General features: G+C 36.9%; 17 protein-coding genes, 1 pseudogene and 1 other annotated feature. All 18 genes and pseudogenes read right to left on the bottom strand.

The genetic code is table 11. From position 1 onward, the window contains the following. Positions 1–212: 212 nt before the first annotated feature. The 18 genes and pseudogenes from rpoD to QE429_RS09360 all read right to left on the bottom strand — a co-directional run bounded on the left by rpoD (position 213) and on the right by QE429_RS09360 (position 17743). Positions 213–1340 (bottom strand): RNA polymerase sigma factor RpoD, encoded by a 1128-nt coding sequence (gene rpoD / locus QE429_RS09450; protein WP_307286736.1) that lies wholly within the window; start codon positions 1338–1340, stop codon positions 213–215. A gap of 41 nt (positions 1341–1381) precedes the next feature. Continuing rightward, positions 1382–3196: a DNA primase gene (gene dnaG / locus QE429_RS09445; protein WP_307286734.1), complete on the bottom strand. Its 1815-nt coding sequence runs from the start codon at positions 3194–3196 to the stop codon at positions 1382–1384. 588 nt (positions 3197–3784) lie between these two features. Then, positions 3785–4594: a pyruvate, water dikinase regulatory protein gene (locus tag QE429_RS09435; RefSeq protein WP_307286732.1), complete on the bottom strand. Its 810-nt coding sequence runs from the start codon at positions 4592–4594 to the stop codon at positions 3785–3787. Between the two features lie 34 nt (positions 4595–4628). Then, positions 4629–5259 (bottom strand): annotated as a pseudogene (gene ccpN / locus QE429_RS09430) (transcriptional regulator CcpN). A 147-nt stretch (positions 5260–5406) separates the two neighbouring features. After that, positions 5407–6789 (bottom strand): glycine--tRNA ligase, encoded by a 1383-nt coding sequence (locus tag QE429_RS09425; protein ID WP_307286730.1) that lies wholly within the window; start codon positions 6787–6789, stop codon positions 5407–5409. 99 nt (positions 6790–6888) lie between these two features. Then, positions 6889–7075: a binding site (T-box leader), on the bottom strand. Positions 7076–7124: 49 nt separating this feature from the next. Further along, the gene (recO, locus tag QE429_RS09420) at positions 7125–7877 is read right to left on the bottom strand and encodes a DNA repair protein RecO (RefSeq protein WP_307286728.1); all 753 of its coding nucleotides are present in this window, start codon (positions 7875–7877) and stop codon (positions 7125–7127) included. A 34-nt stretch (positions 7878–7911) separates the two neighbouring features. Further along, positions 7912–8055, bottom strand: a complete 144-nt coding sequence (locus tag QE429_RS09415) for a YqzL family protein (RefSeq protein ID WP_024030127.1) — start codon at positions 8053–8055, stop codon at positions 7912–7914. Positions 8056–8215: 160 nt separating this feature from the next. Beyond that, entirely contained in the window at positions 8216–9136 is a 921-nt protein-coding gene (gene era, locus QE429_RS09410) for a GTPase Era (RefSeq protein WP_307286724.1), read from the bottom strand. Beyond that, the gene (locus QE429_RS09405; RefSeq protein WP_307286722.1) at positions 9126–9527 is read right to left on the bottom strand and encodes a cytidine deaminase; all 402 of its coding nucleotides are present in this window, start codon (positions 9525–9527) and stop codon (positions 9126–9128) included. Before QE429_RS09405 ends, era begins: the two co-directional genes overlap by 11 nt. Before the next feature lie 185 nt (positions 9528–9712). Next, entirely contained in the window at positions 9713–10117 is a 405-nt protein-coding gene (locus tag QE429_RS09400) for a diacylglycerol kinase family protein (protein WP_307286720.1), read from the bottom strand. Beyond that, positions 10101–10571, bottom strand: coding sequence for an rRNA maturation RNase YbeY (gene ybeY, locus QE429_RS09395; protein ID WP_307286718.1), 471 nt, complete (start codon positions 10569–10571; stop codon positions 10101–10103). Before ybeY ends, QE429_RS09400 begins: the two co-directional genes overlap by 17 nt. Further along, positions 10568–12742: an HD family phosphohydrolase gene (locus tag QE429_RS09390; RefSeq protein ID WP_307286717.1), complete on the bottom strand. Its 2175-nt coding sequence runs from the start codon at positions 12740–12742 to the stop codon at positions 10568–10570. Before QE429_RS09390 ends, ybeY begins: the two co-directional genes overlap by 4 nt. A gap of 317 nt (positions 12743–13059) precedes the next feature. Beyond that, positions 13060–14028, bottom strand: coding sequence for a PhoH family protein (locus QE429_RS09385; protein ID WP_307286715.1), 969 nt, complete (start codon positions 14026–14028; stop codon positions 13060–13062). Beyond that, entirely contained in the window at positions 14025–15218 is a 1194-nt protein-coding gene (gene yqfD, locus QE429_RS09380) for a sporulation protein YqfD (protein WP_307286713.1), read from the bottom strand. The genes QE429_RS09385 and yqfD overlap by 4 nt, the downstream gene beginning before the upstream one ends. Further along, a complete protein-coding gene (gene yqfC / locus QE429_RS09375; RefSeq protein WP_307286711.1) occupies positions 15215–15517 on the bottom strand; it encodes a sporulation protein YqfC in 303 nt (100 codons plus the stop codon). Before yqfC ends, yqfD begins: the two co-directional genes overlap by 4 nt. 98 nt (positions 15518–15615) lie before the next feature. Next, complete coding sequence (locus QE429_RS09370) at positions 15616–16071, bottom strand: hypothetical protein (RefSeq protein WP_307286709.1); 456 nt, start codon at positions 16069–16071, stop codon at positions 15616–15618. 29 nt (positions 16072–16100) lie between these two features. Then, complete coding sequence (gene floA / locus QE429_RS09365) at positions 16101–17090, bottom strand: flotillin-like protein FloA (protein WP_307286707.1); 990 nt, start codon at positions 17088–17090, stop codon at positions 16101–16103. Positions 17091–17107: 17 nt separating this feature from the next. Next, positions 17108–17743: an NfeD family protein gene (locus QE429_RS09360; protein ID WP_307286705.1), complete on the bottom strand. Its 636-nt coding sequence runs from the start codon at positions 17741–17743 to the stop codon at positions 17108–17110. Positions 17744–17881: the final 138 nt, after the last annotated feature.

Genomic DNA, 17881 nt, shown 5'->3' with positions numbered 1-17881 from the left:
AGAAGATACGATAAAATGCAAAATTCAACTCTTTTTTAATAAAATAAAAACACTAAAAATATCTGAATAATTATTTGGGCCTATTTGCAAAATGAGAGACAATTCAGTAAAATAAATTCACAGAGTAAGTGCTTTCAATGTAAATATTTGAAAAAAGAGCAAAAAAAAAAATAGTTTACTCCATTTAAAGAGTAAACCATTTATTAAAAAATTTATTCTAAGAAATCTTTCAACCGTTTGCTTCGGCTTGGGTGACGTAATTTCCGCAATGCTTTCGCTTCAATTTGACGAATTCGTTCGCGGGTTACACCAAAGACTTTTCCAACTTCTTCAAGTGTACGAGTCCTGCCATCATCCAATCCAAAACGTAGGCGAAGGACATTTTCTTCCCTGTCTGTCAAAGTATCGAGAACATCTTCTAACTGCTCTTTTAATAATTCATATGCAGCATGTTCAGAAGGTGATGTTGCATCTTGGTCCTCAATAAAATCACCAAGATGTGAATCATCCTCTTCACCGATAGGAGTTTCAAGAGAGACTGGTTCTTGAGCAATTTTTAAAATTTCCCTTACTTTATCAGGAGTTAAATCCATATCTTCACCAATTTCTTCCGGCGTTGGTTCACGACCAAGGTCCTGAAGTAATTGACGCTGTACACGAATTAACTTATTAATGGTTTCAACCATATGAACCGGGATACGAATCGTTCTTGCTTGGTCTGCAATAGCCCTTGTTATCGCTTGACGAATCCACCATGTTGCATAGGTACTAAATTTAAATCCTTTACGGTAGTCAAACTTTTCAACTGCTTTAATTAGGCCCATATTTCCTTCTTGAATCAGGTCTAGAAATAGCATTCCGCGACCTACATAGCGCTTTGCTATACTTACGACAAGACGTAGGTTTGCTTCCGCCAAACGGCGCTTCGCTTCCTCGTCACCTTCTTCAATACGGTTGGCGAGTTTAATCTCTTCTTCACCAGAAAGTAAGTCAACGCGTCCAATCTCTTTTAAGTACATACGAACTGGGTCATTAATCTTAACACCTGGAGGAACGCTAAGATCATTTAAATCAAATTCTTCGTCGTCCCCTTTTGATAATTGTTTACTGTTTGGAGCTTCCTCACTATCTCCGACTAATTCGATACCTTGATCTCCTAAGAATTCATAAAATTCGTCCATTTGATCAGATTCTAAATCAAAATTGGCCATCTTTTCAGCAATATCGTCGTAGGCAAGGACACCAACTTTTTTTCCTAGTTCAGTTAACTGATCTTTTACTTGTTCAAAGGTCAATTCGTTCTCGGCCTCTTTTGAACGGGCTGATTTTTCAGCAGCCATATGTCCCCCTCCTTCCAGAATCAAAGACACTAAAATGGAATCTATAACGATTTACGCAATTGAATAATTTCAATACCAATTGCAGCAGCTCTAGCAAATTCGCCTTGTCGCTCTGCTTCTTTTTGTTCCACTTCTTTTTCTTTTATCTTTAGCAATTTTTGATAATTCAACACCTGTTTGATATAATCAGTTAATTCTTGGTCTGTTACTTCATCATTAATAGACATCATTTCAATATTTGCAACCATTCTTCTAAGATTATCATCTTGGATATAGGTTAAAAACGCACTGGAATCAGGTTCCAAATGATCTTCGTAAAATCCCAACAGATATGTTATTATTGCCTGATGTTCATCAATATTAAACGTATTTTGTTGTAATAAATCCTGAACCTTATAAGCAACGTCACGATTTTTTAACATATGAGCGATTAAACGCCTTTCAGCTGTAAAATGCGCGGGCTTTAACTCGTTCACCTGTTTCACTATTTTCAGTGATGGTTTATTATCTGATTCGGTAGTTTTGTTATTGAATTTTCTTTTTTCTTCAAAAAATATCTGTTTTTGTTGTTGCTTTAAAGCATCTAATGAAAGCGAAAATTCTGCTGCCAGTTGTCGTAAGTAATGATCTCTTTCAACTGCTTTAGTTAACTGGCTGATTTCTTTAATTATTTGTTCGATATATGCAAGCCGATCTCCTTCAATTTGAAGATTTTTTCCTCTTCTATAGTAGAGAAATTTAAATCCCATCCAGGTGGAACTTGCACCAATCACTTCATTGCGGAATTTTTCAGAGCCATTTTTTTTAATATATTCATCCGGATCCATCCCATCCGGCATCATAGCGACTTTGATTTGGAACCCCGCATTATGCAAGTGACTCCCTGCCCGAAAGGCAGCCTCAATTCCCGGCTTATCAGAATCATAGCAAATAGTTATGGATTGAACGCTTTGGCGTAAAAGAGCTATATGTTCATCTGTCAAAGATGTTCCCATTGTAGCAATACCATTTTCTACACCTGATCGATCTGCTGCAATACAATCGGCAAACCCCTCAAACAAAACAGCATGTTGCAATTTTTTTATACTCGGTTTGGCTAAATGATAATTATAAAGTATTTTACTTTTATTAAAGATTGCTGTTTCGGGACTATTTAAATATTTGGGCTCATCAGCCCCTAACGACCTCCCTGAAAATGCAATCGTATTACCTTGTCGGTCAAAAATAGGAAACATGATTCGATCCCTAAATCGATCGAAATATGTCCCATCCCTTTCACGCTGGATAATAAGTCCGGCTTTTTCCATCCATTCAGGAGAAAAATCTCTTTTTGAAAGGAACTTATAAACAAAATCCCATGAATTTAATGAATACCCAATTTGAAACTTATCAATCGATTCTCTTGTAAATCCCCTACCTAATAAATATTCCAGGGCATGTTGACCCTCTTTTGTATTTACTAGCAAATGATGGTAAAATTTCCTTAACAACTCATGGGCATCAAGCATGGCTTGAAATTCTTTGGAAACTTTCCTCTCGCCAGTCGCTGATGATAAATTAATATCAAGGTCAATATTAACTTTTCCAGCTAATCTGATGGCTGCTTCCTGGAATGATAGACCTTCAAGTTCCATTAGGAAAGAATAAACATTTCCACCTGCCCCGCAGCCAAAGCAATGAAAGATTTGTTTGTCTGACGAAACTGAAAATGAAGGGGTGCTTTCACCATGGAAAGGACATAATCCGAAGTAATTTCGCCCCTGTTTTTTCAGTTGAACATAATCGCTGATTACTTCGACAATATCAACTGCTTGACGAATCTGGTCAATCTTTTCTTCGGCTATACGATCTGCCATGTGAACAACTCCATTTGTACTAACAGGTATTCGGCAGGCATTCTTTAAACTCCTGCAAAATTCGACAAAATTTTTATTAATTCTGCCGTAAATCTTATAAGGTCCTCATTTTGAAATGGATTTGGACCTTTCCATAAACGCATCTCTTCCTAGCCTTTGCTTGTAAAAACTGTTCAAGTTTGCATATGTAGGATGATTCACATGATGGTCGTAGGAAGCTACAAATAAAACTTTGACGGAAAAATCGGAAGCAATTTCGACAATTTCCTCTTTAACCGGGCATGAATCAGCATCCACATAAATGGTTAGGATGCTTTTTGCATAAGTATTAATTCTACATCACTCCACATATTCCTTCTAAAAGAGCTAACTTTTCTAAAAAGGATTTATGTCGAATTTTTTTTAGGAGGTTGCCTTGACATCTAACAATAAATAGTTTATTCGTTCACATGCAACTCTAAACCTAAAAAGATATATTTTTATCACAATTTTTTATTATAGTACAATCATTATCATTTTACCATAACTATTTTATATTATTTTTTATGTTTTTATCAAAAGAAAAGCACATAATCGATTGATTATGCACTAAGGTCTCCCTTTTTGGATATAATTTAAAATAATATTGGCTGTTTCTTCAACTGCCTTATTCGTTACATCGACTACAGGACAATTAATTTTAGATACCAACTGTTCAAAGAAAGTTAATTCCTCTTTAATCCGTTCAATATTTGCATAACTAGCTTGATCATTTAATCCTAAGGAACGAAGTCTTTCACGTCTAATATTATTTAACTTTTCAGGACTGATTTTTAATCCAAAGCATTTTTCAATGGGAACCTTGAAAAGTTCTTCTGGCGGATCTACCTCAGGTACAAGCGGTACATTAGCTACTTTTAATCGTTTATGTGCCAAATATTGTGATAATGGTGTTTTTGAAGTTCTAGAAACACCAATTAAGACAATATCCGCTTTTAAGATTCCTCTAGGGTCACGACCATCATCATATTTAACAGCGAATTCAATCGCCTCAATTTTCTTAAAATAATCCTCATCGAGCTTCCTGACTAGTCCAGGTTCACATAAAGGAGCTTTCCCACTAAATACTTCAATTTGATCCATAATAGGCCCAATTAAATCGACAGCAATGATTCCTTCTTTTTCAGCACGGTCCTTCATATATGTACGCATGTCTGGTTTTACTAGGGTGAAGGCAATCATTCCCTTATCTAACAAAACAAGTGAGATGACTTCATCAATATGTTCCTTGTCTTCAACATATGGAAACCTTTTTAACATCATGCCAGAACCATTAAATTGGGTTATTGCCGCTTTTGTCACTAATTCCGCTGTTTCACCAACCGAATCAGAAACTACATAAATAACTGGTAAACTCATTCTCCCCCAACAGCTCCTCTTTTAAGTTATCTTCTTACTCATCACCTAAAGCAACAAAAGCTTTTGTTATGTTTGTTTTTGTGATTCTGCCAATTACTTCAAACCCTTTGTCTGATTTCTTCACAACCGGGAGAGAGTCGATTTGTTTTTCAATCAATTTCTTTGCGATATCAATTAATAAGTCTTCCCGCTCACACATTGTAATATTAGGCATTCTTGTCATAATAATATTAACAGGAATACTGGTAAGTTCCTGTTTCCCAATACTTGCTCTCAGCAAATCTTTTCTAGAAAGAACTCCAACTAAAAGCGATTTTTGATCCACTACAAATAATGTTCCCACATCCTCAAGAAACATTGTACATATGGCGTCATAGACAGAAACATTTTCATTTACAACCACAGGAATGGACTGATAATCCTTCACATAGATTTTTTGAAGATTTTCAGTTAATAATTGAGCCCCGGATTGTTCCAGTATAAAAATAGCCTACACGTGGTCTAGCATCCAGAAAACCCGCCATTGTTAGAATGGCAAGATCAGGTCTTAATGTTGCTCTCGTTAGACTTAACTGATCGGCAATTTGCTCCCCTGTAATTGGTCCACTTTCTTTTACTATTTGCAAAATATGCTCCTGGCGCTTTGTCAGTTCTATTGTACTCACCACCCTTAGTATAGTATTAAATTACCCCTATACCTATTATAACGTTATACTTTAATAGAAATATTATATACTAATTATTTAAAAGGCGGAAGCGTCGGATTCATGACAAAAGAAAAGGTGTGGGTATCCACACCTTTTTTGTCTTCTTTAAAAAACCATTTTTTCTTGAAGGAAACTTACTAGGTCTGCAATTGGGAGTCTAGTTTGTTCCATTGTATCCCTGTCTCTTACTGTGACCATCTGATCTTCTTTGGAGTCGAAATCATACGTAATACAGAATGGTGTTCCAATTTCATCATGACGGCGGTAACGTTTACCAATTGAACCTGCCTCATCATAATCAACAGTAAAGTACTTAGAAAGGGTTGCAAACACTTCTTTTGCCTCATCAGATAACTTTTTAGATAGCGGAAGAATCGCTGCTTTAAAAGGAGCTAATGCAGGATGGAAGTGCATAACCGTTCTAGAAGTACCATCTTCAAGCTGTTCCTCGTCATATGCATCAATTAAAAATGCTAGTGTTACCCGGTCAGCACCAAGTGATGGTTCAATACAATACGGAATATACTTTTCATTTGTTTCAGGATCAAGGTAAGAGAAATCTTCACCTGAAAATTCCATATGCTGTTTTAAATCATAATCTGTTCTTGATGCCACACCCCAAAGTTCTCCCCAACCAAATGGAAACTTAAATTCAAAATCTGTAGTCGCATTACTGTAATGAGAAAGCTCATCTTCTGAATGGTCACGCAGTCTTAAATTTTCTTTTGTAAGACCTAAAGAAACTAGCCATTCTTCAGCAAAGTTCTTCCAATAATCAAACCAAGTTAACTCGTCACCAGGCTTACAGAAAAACTCAAGCTCCATTTGTTCAAACTCTCTTGTACGGAAAGTAAAGTTACCTGGTGTAATTTCATTTCGGAAACTTTTACCGATTTGAGCAATACCAAATGGCAGTTTCTTTCTCATAGTACGTTGTACATTCTTAAAGTTGACAAAGATACCTTGAGCTGTTTCCGGACGAAGGAAGATTTCATTTGTACTTGACTCAGTTACTCCTTGGAATGTTTTAAACATCAAGTTAAACTGACGAATGCCTGTGAAATCATGGCTGCCACAATCTGGGCAAGCAATATTATGTTCCTTTACAAGCTCTTCCATCTTTTCAAATGGTAAACCATCAACAATCATTTCAATGCCTTTTTCATCTAAAGCATTTTCAATTAATTTATCAGCTCGGTGACGCGCCTTACAATTTTTACAATCAATCATTGGATCATTAAAGTTCCCAATGTGTCCAGATGCTTCCCATGTACGAGGATTCATTAAGATACTAGCATCTAGTCCCACATTGTACGGAGACTCTTGAACAAACTTCTTCCACCAAGCCTGTTTAATATTGTTTTTGAACTCAACACCTAATGGACCATAATCCCAAGTGTTTGCAAGTCCTCCATAAATTTCTGATCCTGGAAAAATAAATCCTCTGTGTTTAGCATGCGCAACAATTTGCTCCATCGTTACCTTCATTTTTAATGCTCCTTTTCTAAAAATGTTTGGCCTTCGCGTCTTTTGAACAAACCATGACTGTTCGAACAAATAAAAAACTCCCGCCTCTATGCTAATTAGCATAGGGACGAGAGTTACCCGCGGTTCCACCCTATTTGCTGCAATGATGCAGCCTCTTTAAATGTGCTTTTCAACACTTAGTTTGCTCAGGAACGCCTTCATTAGTCCTCTATACCCTAGCTCACACCCTCCTAGGTTCGCTTTTATAGAGAAAAAACTAATTACTCTTTTCCGTCAATGCAAATATTTTATTAACCAAAATATTAACTAAAACTTCATGCGTTGTCAATATGACATCATAATAGATTACGAAAATGGTCCATGGATTGAAGGAATTTCTTGGTTTTTAAATGAAGTCCTGAATACTCATCATAATAAGTATTAATCACACTTTTTAGCTCTGCCTTTGTTTCTGGTTTAACGGAAATATTTCCAAGCCTCGAAAGATCAAAATAATAAAATAGCCTTAATAACTTAACGGCAGCAGGTGATAACTTCATATGATATGGATCTTTTTCTACACATCGGTGGCAGATAAATCCACCTTCACGAATAGAAAAAGAAAAATGTCCGTCTGTGCTTCCGCAAACGGAACATTGATTCAAGACCGGATATAATCCCATTACATTCAACATTTTCATTTCATAGATATGCATAAGAATATCAGGATCATATCCTTCATTCATATAGTTTAATGTTTGTAAGAGCAATTCAAAATGAAAAGGGTTTGGTTTTTTCTCTTCGGTACATTTATCCGTTAACTCAACAATATAACTCGCATATGCCGTTAAAAAAATATCTTCACCTATTGTTCGTAATGAAGTTGCAATCTCACCTTGTTGCAGACTGCCTAATCCTGTGCCTCTTTGTACTAAGAAATAGCCATGTGTAAATAGCTGGGTAATGGAAGAAAGACGGCTATTGGGCTTTTTAGCGCCTCTAGCCATAACACCAATCTTCCCCCATTCCCTCGTAAATAAAGTTACAATTTTATTGGTTTCACCATAATCTGTCGTTCTAATGACGATGCCTTCACACTTTTGAAGCATAAATGTCACCTTCTAAAGTAGTACGAAGACAAACTTATGAAACGGGAAAATCGATTTGTGCTAGCTCTTCATTCAGATTTCCGGGTATTTCTTGGTTTTCCTTCTCTAGTTCTTTAAAGAGAAGATATGTGTCAATATTGCCTGTTTGGAGGAATACTTTCCACGTAAAATCCATCATCGAAAACCCCACCTTTCAAATTTTAGACTAGCTTTAATTAATCCCAAACCTTACATTTATCATAGCCTGCCTGCGCAAAAATCATAAGACGAAATAATTGTTAATGTTGTCCATGCATAATTTGATTGAAATCGTAATATTTTAGTTAGGGTTATCTACATTAATATTCATCTTCATTAAAGCCATAATCACGAAGCTGAGACATTCTGTTGCGCCAATCTTTTTGAACCTTTACCCAAAGTTCAAGAAAGACCTTGGAGCCCAGTAGATTTTCAATATCTACCCGTGCACGCTTCCCAATTTCTTTTAACATACTTCCTTGCTTTCCAATGATAATACCTTTTTGGGAATCTCTCTCCACAATTACTGTAGCCATAACATGAATAATGTTCTTACCCTCTTGACGCTCCATTTTGTCTAGAACAACAGCCAATGAGTGGGGAATCTCTTCTCTAGTTAAGTGCAGTGCCTTCTCCCTGATAAGCTCTGTAATAATAAACCGCTCAGGGTGATCAGTTACTTGATCAGCAGGATAGTATTGTGGACCTTCAGGCAAGAAGGATTTAATTTGGTCTAAGAGACGTTCCACGTTATTTCCTTCAAGTGCTGAAATAGGAACAATTTCTTTAAATGGATATTTTTCTTGATACGATTGTATTAGCGGCAATAAATCATCCGGATGAATTTGATCAATCTTATTAATGACTAAAAAGATAGGGGTGTTGATTGTTTGAAACTTTTCGAGAATAAACTCTTCTCCTCTGCCAAACCCTTCCTCTGCATTAACCATAAATAAAATTAAATCTACTTCTTTTAGTGTATTTTGTGCAACCTTCATCATAAAGTCGCCTAATTTATGTTTTGGTTTATGGATACCAGGTGTATCAATAAAAATCATTTGAGAGTCATTCTGAGTAAGCACACCCTGAATCTTGTTTCTAGTCGTTTGTGGCTTATCACTCATAATAGCAATTTTCTGACCGATTACCCGATTCAGAAAAGTTGATTTCCCTACATTGGGACGGCCAATAATTGAAATAAACCCTGATTTGTATCCGTTTCCATTCCCGTTATTCTGCATGTAAATCCTCCGGAGAAAAAGCACCTGGCAATAATTCTTCAACTGTAAGTTCCTGAATATCCCCTTTTAGGTTGGTTAAGACCACTTTCATGTCTCTTGGGCAAAGTTCAGAAATAACTTGTCGGCATGCCCCACAAGGAGAACATGGACGATCTGTATCAGCCACAACTGCTAGTAATTGAAATTCCCGATCACCTTCGGAATAGGCCTTAAAAAGGGCTGTTCGTTCTGCGCAGTTACACATGCTATATGCGGCATTTTCAATATTACAACCATGATATACTTTTCCGTCTGTTGTTAATAAGGCTGCCCCGACTCCAAATTTGGAATAAGGAACATAAGCTTTATCTCTTGCTTTTTTAGCTTCTTCAATTAATTGTTCGATGTTCACTAGCTCTTCTTCCCTTCCAGCATTTCTGCTGTTTCTTTATTTTACCTTAAACACGAGAGAAAATCATTACTTGTAGCGAAAAAGTAACATAAAATTTATAAAAATTAGAATTTTCTCATAACTCAACTTGTCTAATTAAGAAAGTTGGTAACTCATTTTAACCAATTCGCCGAACCATTTCAAATCTAAAGACTAAATAAATGATGGCTATTTATCATGTTTACTATGTATGGTGTAAAAATAAGAAAACCTATGATAATAGAAAGTACCGCATATACGAAAACCGCCCCTGCAGCTATATCTTTAGCTTGCTTGGCAAGTGGATGAAATTCCTCCGTAACAAGATCAACTACCCGCTCAATGGCGGTATTTACCAGTTCTAAAGCAAACATACCGCCAATAGCTAATAGGATGAAGATCCACTCTAATTTAGTTATCGAAAAGTAAAAGGATAATAGAATTACCACAATCGAACTTAATAAGTGAATCCTCATATTTCGTTCTGAACGGAGGGCTGTTACAATCCCAAACACAGCATATGAAAATGAGCCGAGCAATGGGTTTGGTTTTCTTTTATCGCGTGAGTCCATAATCGTTTAAAATTTCCTTCTGCAATGTAAACATTTCTTTTTCTTCTTCTTCAGTCATATGATCATAGCCTAAAAGATGCAAAAAACCATGCACGGCTAAAAATCCTAACTCTCGTAGAAAGGAGTGGCCATAATCTTCTGCCTGCTCCTTCGTTTTAGCAACAGAAATGATGATATCACCTAAAATCCGAGGCATGTCTACACCCTTTAATTCTATTTCGCCTTCTCCTAGTTCTTCCATTGCAAACGAAATTACATCTGTAGGAGCATCCTTTTCACGGAACTCTCGATTAATTTCATGAATTTTTTCATTGGTTACATATGTGACAGACACTTCGCTATGTTCTTCTACATTTAGTTTTTTAGCTGCAAATGCTAATAACCTTTCAACTTCCAGCATTTGTTGCTCTGTAAGTTCATTCGTCTCATCAACACAATCAATTAGTAATGTCATGCTTGTATCACCTTTTTCTTTGTCATTTCTGGATACTCAATTCTTGAGTGAAAAATCCCTTTTAGTGTTTCACATAACGTATGGGAAACAGTTTCAATTTCTTTTATCGTTAGATCACATTCATTAAGTTGCCCATCCTGAAGCCTATCCGCAATAATCTTCTTAACAAGTGATTCAATTAACTCAGGAGTGGGACTTGATAAAGAACGGACAGCTGCCTCTACACTATCAGCAATACCTACTACAGCTGATTCCTTCGTTTGTGCCTTTGGGCCAGGATAGCGAAATTCCTCTTCTTTAACATTTGCTTCATCTTGAAGAGCCTTATGATAAAAGAACTTCAATAATGTGGTTCCATGGTGTTGTTCAGCGATATCAATAATTTCTTTGGGCATATGATATTTTCTCAGAATTTGGGCCCCATCTGTTACATGTGCAATTATAATATTTGCACTTTTATCTGGCGGTAGTCGGTCGTGTGGATTTTCTAAATTCATTTGATTTTCAATAAAGAAATTCGGTCGTTTAGTCTTTCCTATATCATGATAATAGCTTCCTACTCTCGCTAAAAGACCATTCGCACCAATTGCCTCACATGCAGATTCAGATAAATTGGCCACCATTACACTATGATGATAGGTCCCTGGTGCCTCCATTAGGATTTTTCTGAGCAACGGATGATTGGGATTTGAAAGCTCAATTAATCGCATGGTAGACAGGATACCAAAACTAGCCTCGAAAAATGGCAATAATCCAATAGTTAATACAGCAGATCCTATTCCTGATACAAGTGCTGTTATGAAGTAATTCCCATATTCCACACCAGAAAACTGGCCATTCGGTAAAAACAGGATGGCTAAAATCGTCAACAAATTTACAAGAGCAACAAAGGTGCCTGCTTGTAATATTTTTGAGCGCTGATTTCTTTTACTTAAGAATAAGATTCCCCCAATGGCACTAAACAAAATATATATACCTTCAGAAAAGTTCAGTGTTCCTGCGGTTCCTTCGTTAAATAGGATACTGCCACTAACAGCCATGATAATAGACATGTAAATAGCAAGCTTTTCATCAATTAATATTTTAACTAGCATGCCTGCCATTGCAGCAGGAAATATAAAGCCAATCCCTGCAAAATTAAAAATTTGCAACATGCTAATAATCTTCATAATGAAAATGGAGAGGATGAAAATAATCCCAAATAGTAGAAGATAGGTTTGCCTTTTCTCAGGCGAAAATTTCATCTGGTAAAAATAATAGTATATGGCGGAAAGAATAATAGTTACTAACACAATTAAACCAATAAATGGTTTAAAGGATTTTTCATTGTTTAATAGGCCTGTCAACTTAAGTTGGCGATAAATATCCTGGGTAATTAATTCCCCCTCTTCAACAATAACCTGACCTTGTAAAATCTTAACAGGCTCTACACTTTCCACCGCTTGGTTACGTAGTTCTTCTGTCGCTGTCGGATCGTAAAATTCATTTTGAATAATAGCATACCTTCCAAGCTCAATGGAGGCATTTCTTAAATTTTCACTTAGTGTAGTATACTTTAATTCCTCTTCTACTCTCTTTTTAGCATTTTCTACTTCATCCGCTGAAATTCGCTTCGTCATCACATTATTAATTGCCGTAACAGTCATATCTTTCGTAATAGACAGTTCATCATTATTGGCTTGAACTAAAGCGGTTAGAACTTGAGCAGAAAGGTCCTTTGAAGCACTAGAAGTTAATTTTGCTTTCAATCTAGCTACTTGATCCTCCGTACTTGGCTCTTCTTTAACCGGAGTCTCATCTGTACCCTGTTCTGACAACTTCTTCATTTCGTCTTTTATTTCATTATTTACATCAATAGCTGATTGAAAAATGGAGGTAATTAAGTCTACACGATTCTGTGTATATTCTTTTTTTAAGGTATAGACATCCTGCACTTGGTCAAGAGCATCCTGTCGTTTATTCTCGGTACTTTTCTTGTCCTCAACGGTTCCTGGAGATCGAATCGTTTTTTCAGCAACAGAAAATAACTTCAACTCTAATTTTTCTGGTTTTACATTACTATACATTGCTGAAAAAAGAACGGATCCTAATACAAAGAAAAATAACAAGCGAAAAAAAGTAATATCAAGCAGATTCCTTATTCGTATAAAGTGCTGCTGTAGCTTGTCCAATTAACTCCCCCCAACCACGCCATAAATTCGATGATTATTCAACAAGAAAATACATATTACTACCTCATTATGTGCTTTATGTAAAATGATAACAGTTTTTCTGTCAAGTTTCACGTTTTAAATAAGAAAAGCGGAAGCGCCTTGAACAGCCCCGACAGGCAAATGTTCTTCTGCAAGAAAAGTCGTTCTTTGACTTTTATTGCAGAAGGTTATTTGACCCGAGGGGCTAGGCGCGGAAGCTGGACAATTCTCAAAGTAAATTTTGACACTTTCTAATTTTAAAAAAAAGAGGATAAACCATATTGGTTTACCCATTACTACTTTTGATTAGCTATTTTTTCATACGCTACAATAATCTTTCCGACTAATGGATGTCGCACCACATCACTTTGTTCTAGAAACACGAAAGAAATTCCATTTACATTCTGCAGAATTTCCTCCGCTACAACTAAACCTGATTTAGCACCCTTTGGAAGGTCTATTTGGGTTTGGTCACCAGTAATCACCATTTTGGAACCAAAACCAAGCCTAGTCAAGAACATCTTCATTTGCGCATGGGTTGTATTTTGAGCTTCATCTAAAATTACAAAAGCATCGTCCAGGGTACGCCCCCTCATATATGCCAACGGAGCTATTTCGATCGTTCCCCGTTCAATTAACCTTTGCGTATGTTCTACACCTAAAATATCATTAAGCGCATCATACAAAGGTCTTAAATACGGATCGACCTTCTCCTTTAAATCACCTGGCAAGAAACCAAGACTTTCACCTGCCTCAACTGCAGGCCGGGTTAGGATGATTTTGTTGACGTTTCCATTGCGAAGAGCATTAACTGCCATAACAACGGCTAAATAAGTCTTACCAGTTCCAGCTGGTCCAATTCCGAATACAAGATCATTTTTCTTGATTGCCTGTACATATTGTCTTTGACCGAGTGTTTTAATTCTTATAGATTTGCCTTTAACGTTTTTCCCAATTTCTTCTTCATACAGATTCACAAAGTAATCTAGGGTTCCCTTTTGCGCCATTTGGATGGCATATAAAACATCTCTTTGACTTATATTAATCCCCTTACGAATCACATAGATTAATCTGTCAATAATTTCACCAGCCATTGTGACTTTTTCTTCATCACCTGACATACTAACAGATTCACCTCTGGTAATAATGGATACACCAAGCTCTTGTTCGATAATTTTTAAGTTTTGATCTGAATTTCCGAGCAGCGTAATTGCCTCTGCAGGATTTTCAAGCTGGACATTAATAGTAGTTAGTTTTTCTGTCATTCAGGAGTCTCCTTGGAAATTGGTTGTCCTACTGCAATGTTTTCTATTATCTTAAAATGGATGTCTAGTATAACTTTACCATTTTCATTGTCCCTGTGTAAAATTTTTTCCTCTTTAATAATAGCATCCTCATCTAAATGGCTTTTTATTTCTTTTTTTGCCAATTCCATCGCAATATCCTCAGCCTGTTTATTCGTATAAGTTCGAGTAATCTCCTCGCGCTCTCGCATAGTTGTGTGAATATAGGAAATTGGCAATTCCCATTTTAGAAAGTGTATTTTATGGACATTCTCCTCTGTTTCGTATTTATTGAATTCCGGTTTACCAAATCCCCAAATTGGAATTTTTAAATTCCAGAACAGCAGAGAATGCTTTTGCTTTTCCTTGCCACTATATACATGAAAGTTACTGACAAGCGGGAGTTCAACATGGCTCTTATACCAAGTTTCACCCCAAACTTCCCCTTTAGCCGCTACCAATTCAGGACTATCCTCTTGTCCAAATGCACCTGAAACTAGTAGTTGTCCTGGTTCGACATGATCATTTATATCAACAACCTTTTGACCCTCTTCAATAAACATCTTAACGATTATGGCCTTCTTCTTTGCAATTAAATTTTGAGGAGATAGAACCTCGGGCTTTTTTGGCTCATTCTTTTCTACCACCTGGAGATGGTAGGTTGTCCCTTTTAGTTCCACGCCGACCCATGTTAATGCACCAATATTATTAGTTAATTTCCTTTGAATACCTTCCACATTATCTACAAAGAACTGAACCTTCCCAATCTTTACACCCATCTTGTCCAATTCTTTTCGAATCTGATACTCTGTAGCAGGTTTGGCCCCTTTAATTTCAATTCCCCATATGACGTTAGACAGGAAGAAAATAAGGAGTAAAAACGTAACGGCCCCAATCATAAATCCGCTATTCTTTAACAACCTTCTCATTAGAAATGGAGCACCATTTCTTTGTAAAAAGGAGATGGTACACTCACTTTTTCTTGCAAATTTTCTTATTCGAAGTGCATCTTGAAGTCTCATTTTAAAGGTAATCGTATCTGTCCCATGACGTTTGACATTCCATATATGTAGGCCATTTCTGGTAAGAATATTTATGAACCGCTCGAGCCCCCTTCCTGAAACTCTAACGGTAACCCTGCCATAAAAAAATTCAATCCACTGGTTCTTCATTTTGTACCTCCCGGGTTATCAGATATATAAATTACCTGATCAATTTTTCCTTGAAGTAAAATTTCCTCAGGTAAAATCGTTTTTATCACGAAAGATTTTCCTTTTATTAATAATTGCCCCTGTTTTAACATCAAACGGAGTTCTTTATCAGTAAATGCCAGTAAGCCACGATGGTTTTCAATATAAATATGAATTTGGCCGATCATTGTAATTCTCGGCAAATCCATCATGACATCTTGAGGAAGATCCATTTTATTAGCCATCCAGTTTCGAACACGTTGGCCCAATTTTTTTGCCATAAAAAAAGAACCCCCTTTCATCTCATATTTATGAAATAAAAGGGAGTTCTAGCACATATTTTTCTATTTAGATTGTTGTGGCCTTTAAATTCTTACATTTATCTTCTTTTTAGAAAATATGGCCTTTTCGCGCGTGGCTCACCTAAGATTTCTGACCATATAATCCCATTCACCAACGTGTGTGGATCTGGCTGCTCTAAACCAGGAGGTTCAAACTGATGTTCATCATCCACCTTTGTAGGTACGATTATTTTTTCAGCTTGCTGCCTGGCTGCCGCCATTCTTGTACGACTTGCTTCTGATTCGTTTCTGATTTGTTCATATTCTTTTTCAAGATTACCTAATGGCCTTTCCTTACCCTCCGAACTTGGTTTTGTTTCTACGGAAAAGGTTTCTCTTGGTTTATTTTTAGTAAACTCATCAAAAAGCGTACGTACTTCTTTCATAGGGTCCATAGAGAAAGGCCTACCTTTAGATTTTCCTTGATTGGTTTTTGATTTGCCTACGAATGTTGAAATGATCCCTACTATAATCATGAATAGTATTGTTTCCAAATCCTACCCTCCTTTACTAACAAAGTGGGTTACTGACCATCCTTTTTATCACCGGTTATTTTACCGATGGAGCCTCGCATTTCTGTATCAGCCGATATGTTCTTAATGTTCATATAATCCATGACGCCAATATTTCCAGACTTAAGCGCTTCGGCCATAGCAAGTGGAACTTCTGCTTCTGCTTCCACTACCTTTGCTCTCATTTCTTGTACTTTAGCTTTCATTTCTTGTTCTTGAGCAACCGCCATAGCCCTGCGCTCTTCTGCCTTAGCCTGGGCAATCTTCTTATCAGCTTCCGCCTGTTCAGTTTGCAGTTCAGCACCGATATTTTTACCGATATCAACGTCAGCAATATCAATCGATAGGATTTCAAATGCAGTACCCGCATCTAGTCCCTTAGAAAGAACCGTCTGTGAGATTAGATCAGGATTTTCGAGCACTTTACTGTGGCTATCTGATGAACCGATTGTTGAAACAACCCCTTCACCTACACGAGCAACGACAGTTTCTTCACCAGCCCCCCCGACTAGGCGTTCAATATTTGCGCGAACGGTAATTCGAGCCTTTGCTTTTACTTCGATCCCATTCATCGCTACACCTGCAATAAATGGTGTTTCAATGACCTTAGGGTTAACACTCATTTGCACCGCCTCAAGTACGTCTCTACCGGCAAGATCAATTGCTGCACAGCGCTCGAAAGATAACTCAATGTTGGCACGATGTGCTGCTATTAGAGCATTTACCACTCGATCGACGTTCCCTCCAGCAAGATAATGACTTTCCAGTTGATTAGTGGTCACATTGAGACCTGCTTTATGTGCTTTAATCAGTGGGTTTACGACCCTACTTGGTGTAACCCTTCTAAGCCGCATCCCAACTAATGTAAAAATACTGATTCTTACGCCGGCAGCCAGTGCTGAAATCCATAACATGACTGGCACAAAGGATAATAAAATCCCTAAAAAGATTAATGCAATGATTACTACTGCAATAATGAAAACCGTTCCACTTCCAACCATGATTTAACCTCCTCTTTTTATTTTACTTCTCTTACAACAATACGAGGACCTTCCACTTTGATGACAGTTACTCTCGCATTTCTTTCAATGAAATCGCCTTCACTAACAACATCGATTCTTTCATTATTTATGATGACTGTTCCTGCTGGTCGTAGAATGGTTAATGCTTTACCTTCCATTCCCAACAAATCAGTACGGTTCACATTTGAAACATAACCATCTTCTTTTCTTGCGGTATCAAACAACACCATTTTATTAAAAAGAATAAGCTTTTTGTCAAACACCTTTATCATTAAAAAGAAAACCACTATAGATACTACTATTGCAATAAAAATAGATACTCCTATTTGCAATGTATCTTCTCCAGCTAAGAACAAGCTTAATATTAGCGCAGCGACACCAAGTGTACCGGAAACAGCTCCAGGTAAAAAGAATTCTAAGAAAATGAGAAGAATGCCTACTACAAATAAAGTTAAAGTGCCGTATCCGGCAAGGCCTGCTTGGAAGTGCCCATAAAAGAATAGAAGTAATGCAAACACTCCAATAAAACCAGCGATACCAAATTTGTGTGAAAACAACTCTAATACAATTCCGACTCCGGCAATTGTTAAGAGAACTGTTACAACAATCGGGTCAGTAAGAAATGCAATCATATGAATCCCCCTCTCCTTTCATCCTGACTCTATGTAGTACGTTTATACGAGGAAAAAGTTTCATATATTCGAATTCGTTTCTAAATAAAAGGCTCTGTTAAACTTACCTGTTCTTTAACACAGCCAAATAAAAAGACC

Source organism: Bacillus sp. SORGH_AS_0510 (assembly GCF_030818775.1).
GTDB lineage: Bacteria > Bacillota > Bacilli > Bacillales > Cytobacillaceae > Neobacillus.
Note: the sequence above shows the minus strand (reverse complement) of the source record. Positions and strands in the feature narration are given on the sequence as shown.

Bases quoted from the DNA above. Each gene is read 5' to 3' on its own strand.
- rpoD (WP_307286736.1), bottom strand. From the start codon at position 1,340: ATGGCTGCTGAAAAATCAGCCCGTTCAAAAGAGGCCGAGAACGAATTG.
- dnaG (WP_307286734.1), bottom strand. From the start codon at position 3,196: ATGGCAGATCGTATAGCCGAAGAAAAGATTGACCAGATTCGTCAAGCA.
- QE429_RS09435 (WP_307286732.1), bottom strand. From the start codon at position 4,594: ATGAGTTTACCAGTTATTTATGTAGTTTCTGATTCGGTTGGTGAAACA.
- QE429_RS09425 (WP_307286730.1), bottom strand. From the start codon at position 6,789: ATGAAGGTAACGATGGAGCAAATTGTTGCGCATGCTAAACACAGAGGA.
- recO (WP_307286728.1), bottom strand. From the start codon at position 7,877: ATGCTTCAAAAGTGTGAAGGCATCGTCATTAGAACGACAGATTATGGT.
- QE429_RS09415 (WP_024030127.1), bottom strand. From the start codon at position 8,055: ATGATGGATTTTACGTGGAAAGTATTCCTCCAAACAGGCAATATTGAC.
- era (WP_307286724.1), bottom strand. From the start codon at position 9,136: ATGCAGAATAACGGGAATGGAAACGGATACAAATCAGGGTTTATTTCA.
- QE429_RS09400 (WP_307286720.1), bottom strand. From the start codon at position 10,117: ATGGACTCACGCGATAAAAGAAAACCAAACCCATTGCTCGGCTCATTT.
- ybeY (WP_307286718.1), bottom strand. From the start codon at position 10,571: ATGACATTACTAATTGATTGTGTTGATGAGACGAATGAACTTACAGAG.
- QE429_RS09385 (WP_307286715.1), bottom strand. From the start codon at position 14,028: ATGACAGAAAAACTAACTACTATTAATGTCCAGCTTGAAAATCCTGCA.
- yqfD (WP_307286713.1), bottom strand. From the start codon at position 15,218: ATGAAGAACCAGTGGATTGAATTTTTTTATGGCAGGGTTACCGTTAGA.
- yqfC (WP_307286711.1), bottom strand. From the start codon at position 15,517: ATGGCAAAAAAATTGGGCCAACGTGTTCGAAACTGGATGGCTAATAAA.
- floA (WP_307286707.1), bottom strand. From the start codon at position 17,090: ATGGTTGGAAGTGGAACGGTTTTCATTATTGCAGTAGTAATCATTGCA.
- QE429_RS09360 (WP_307286705.1), bottom strand. From the start codon at position 17,743: ATGATTGCATTTCTTACTGACCCGATTGTTGTAACAGTTCTCTTAACA.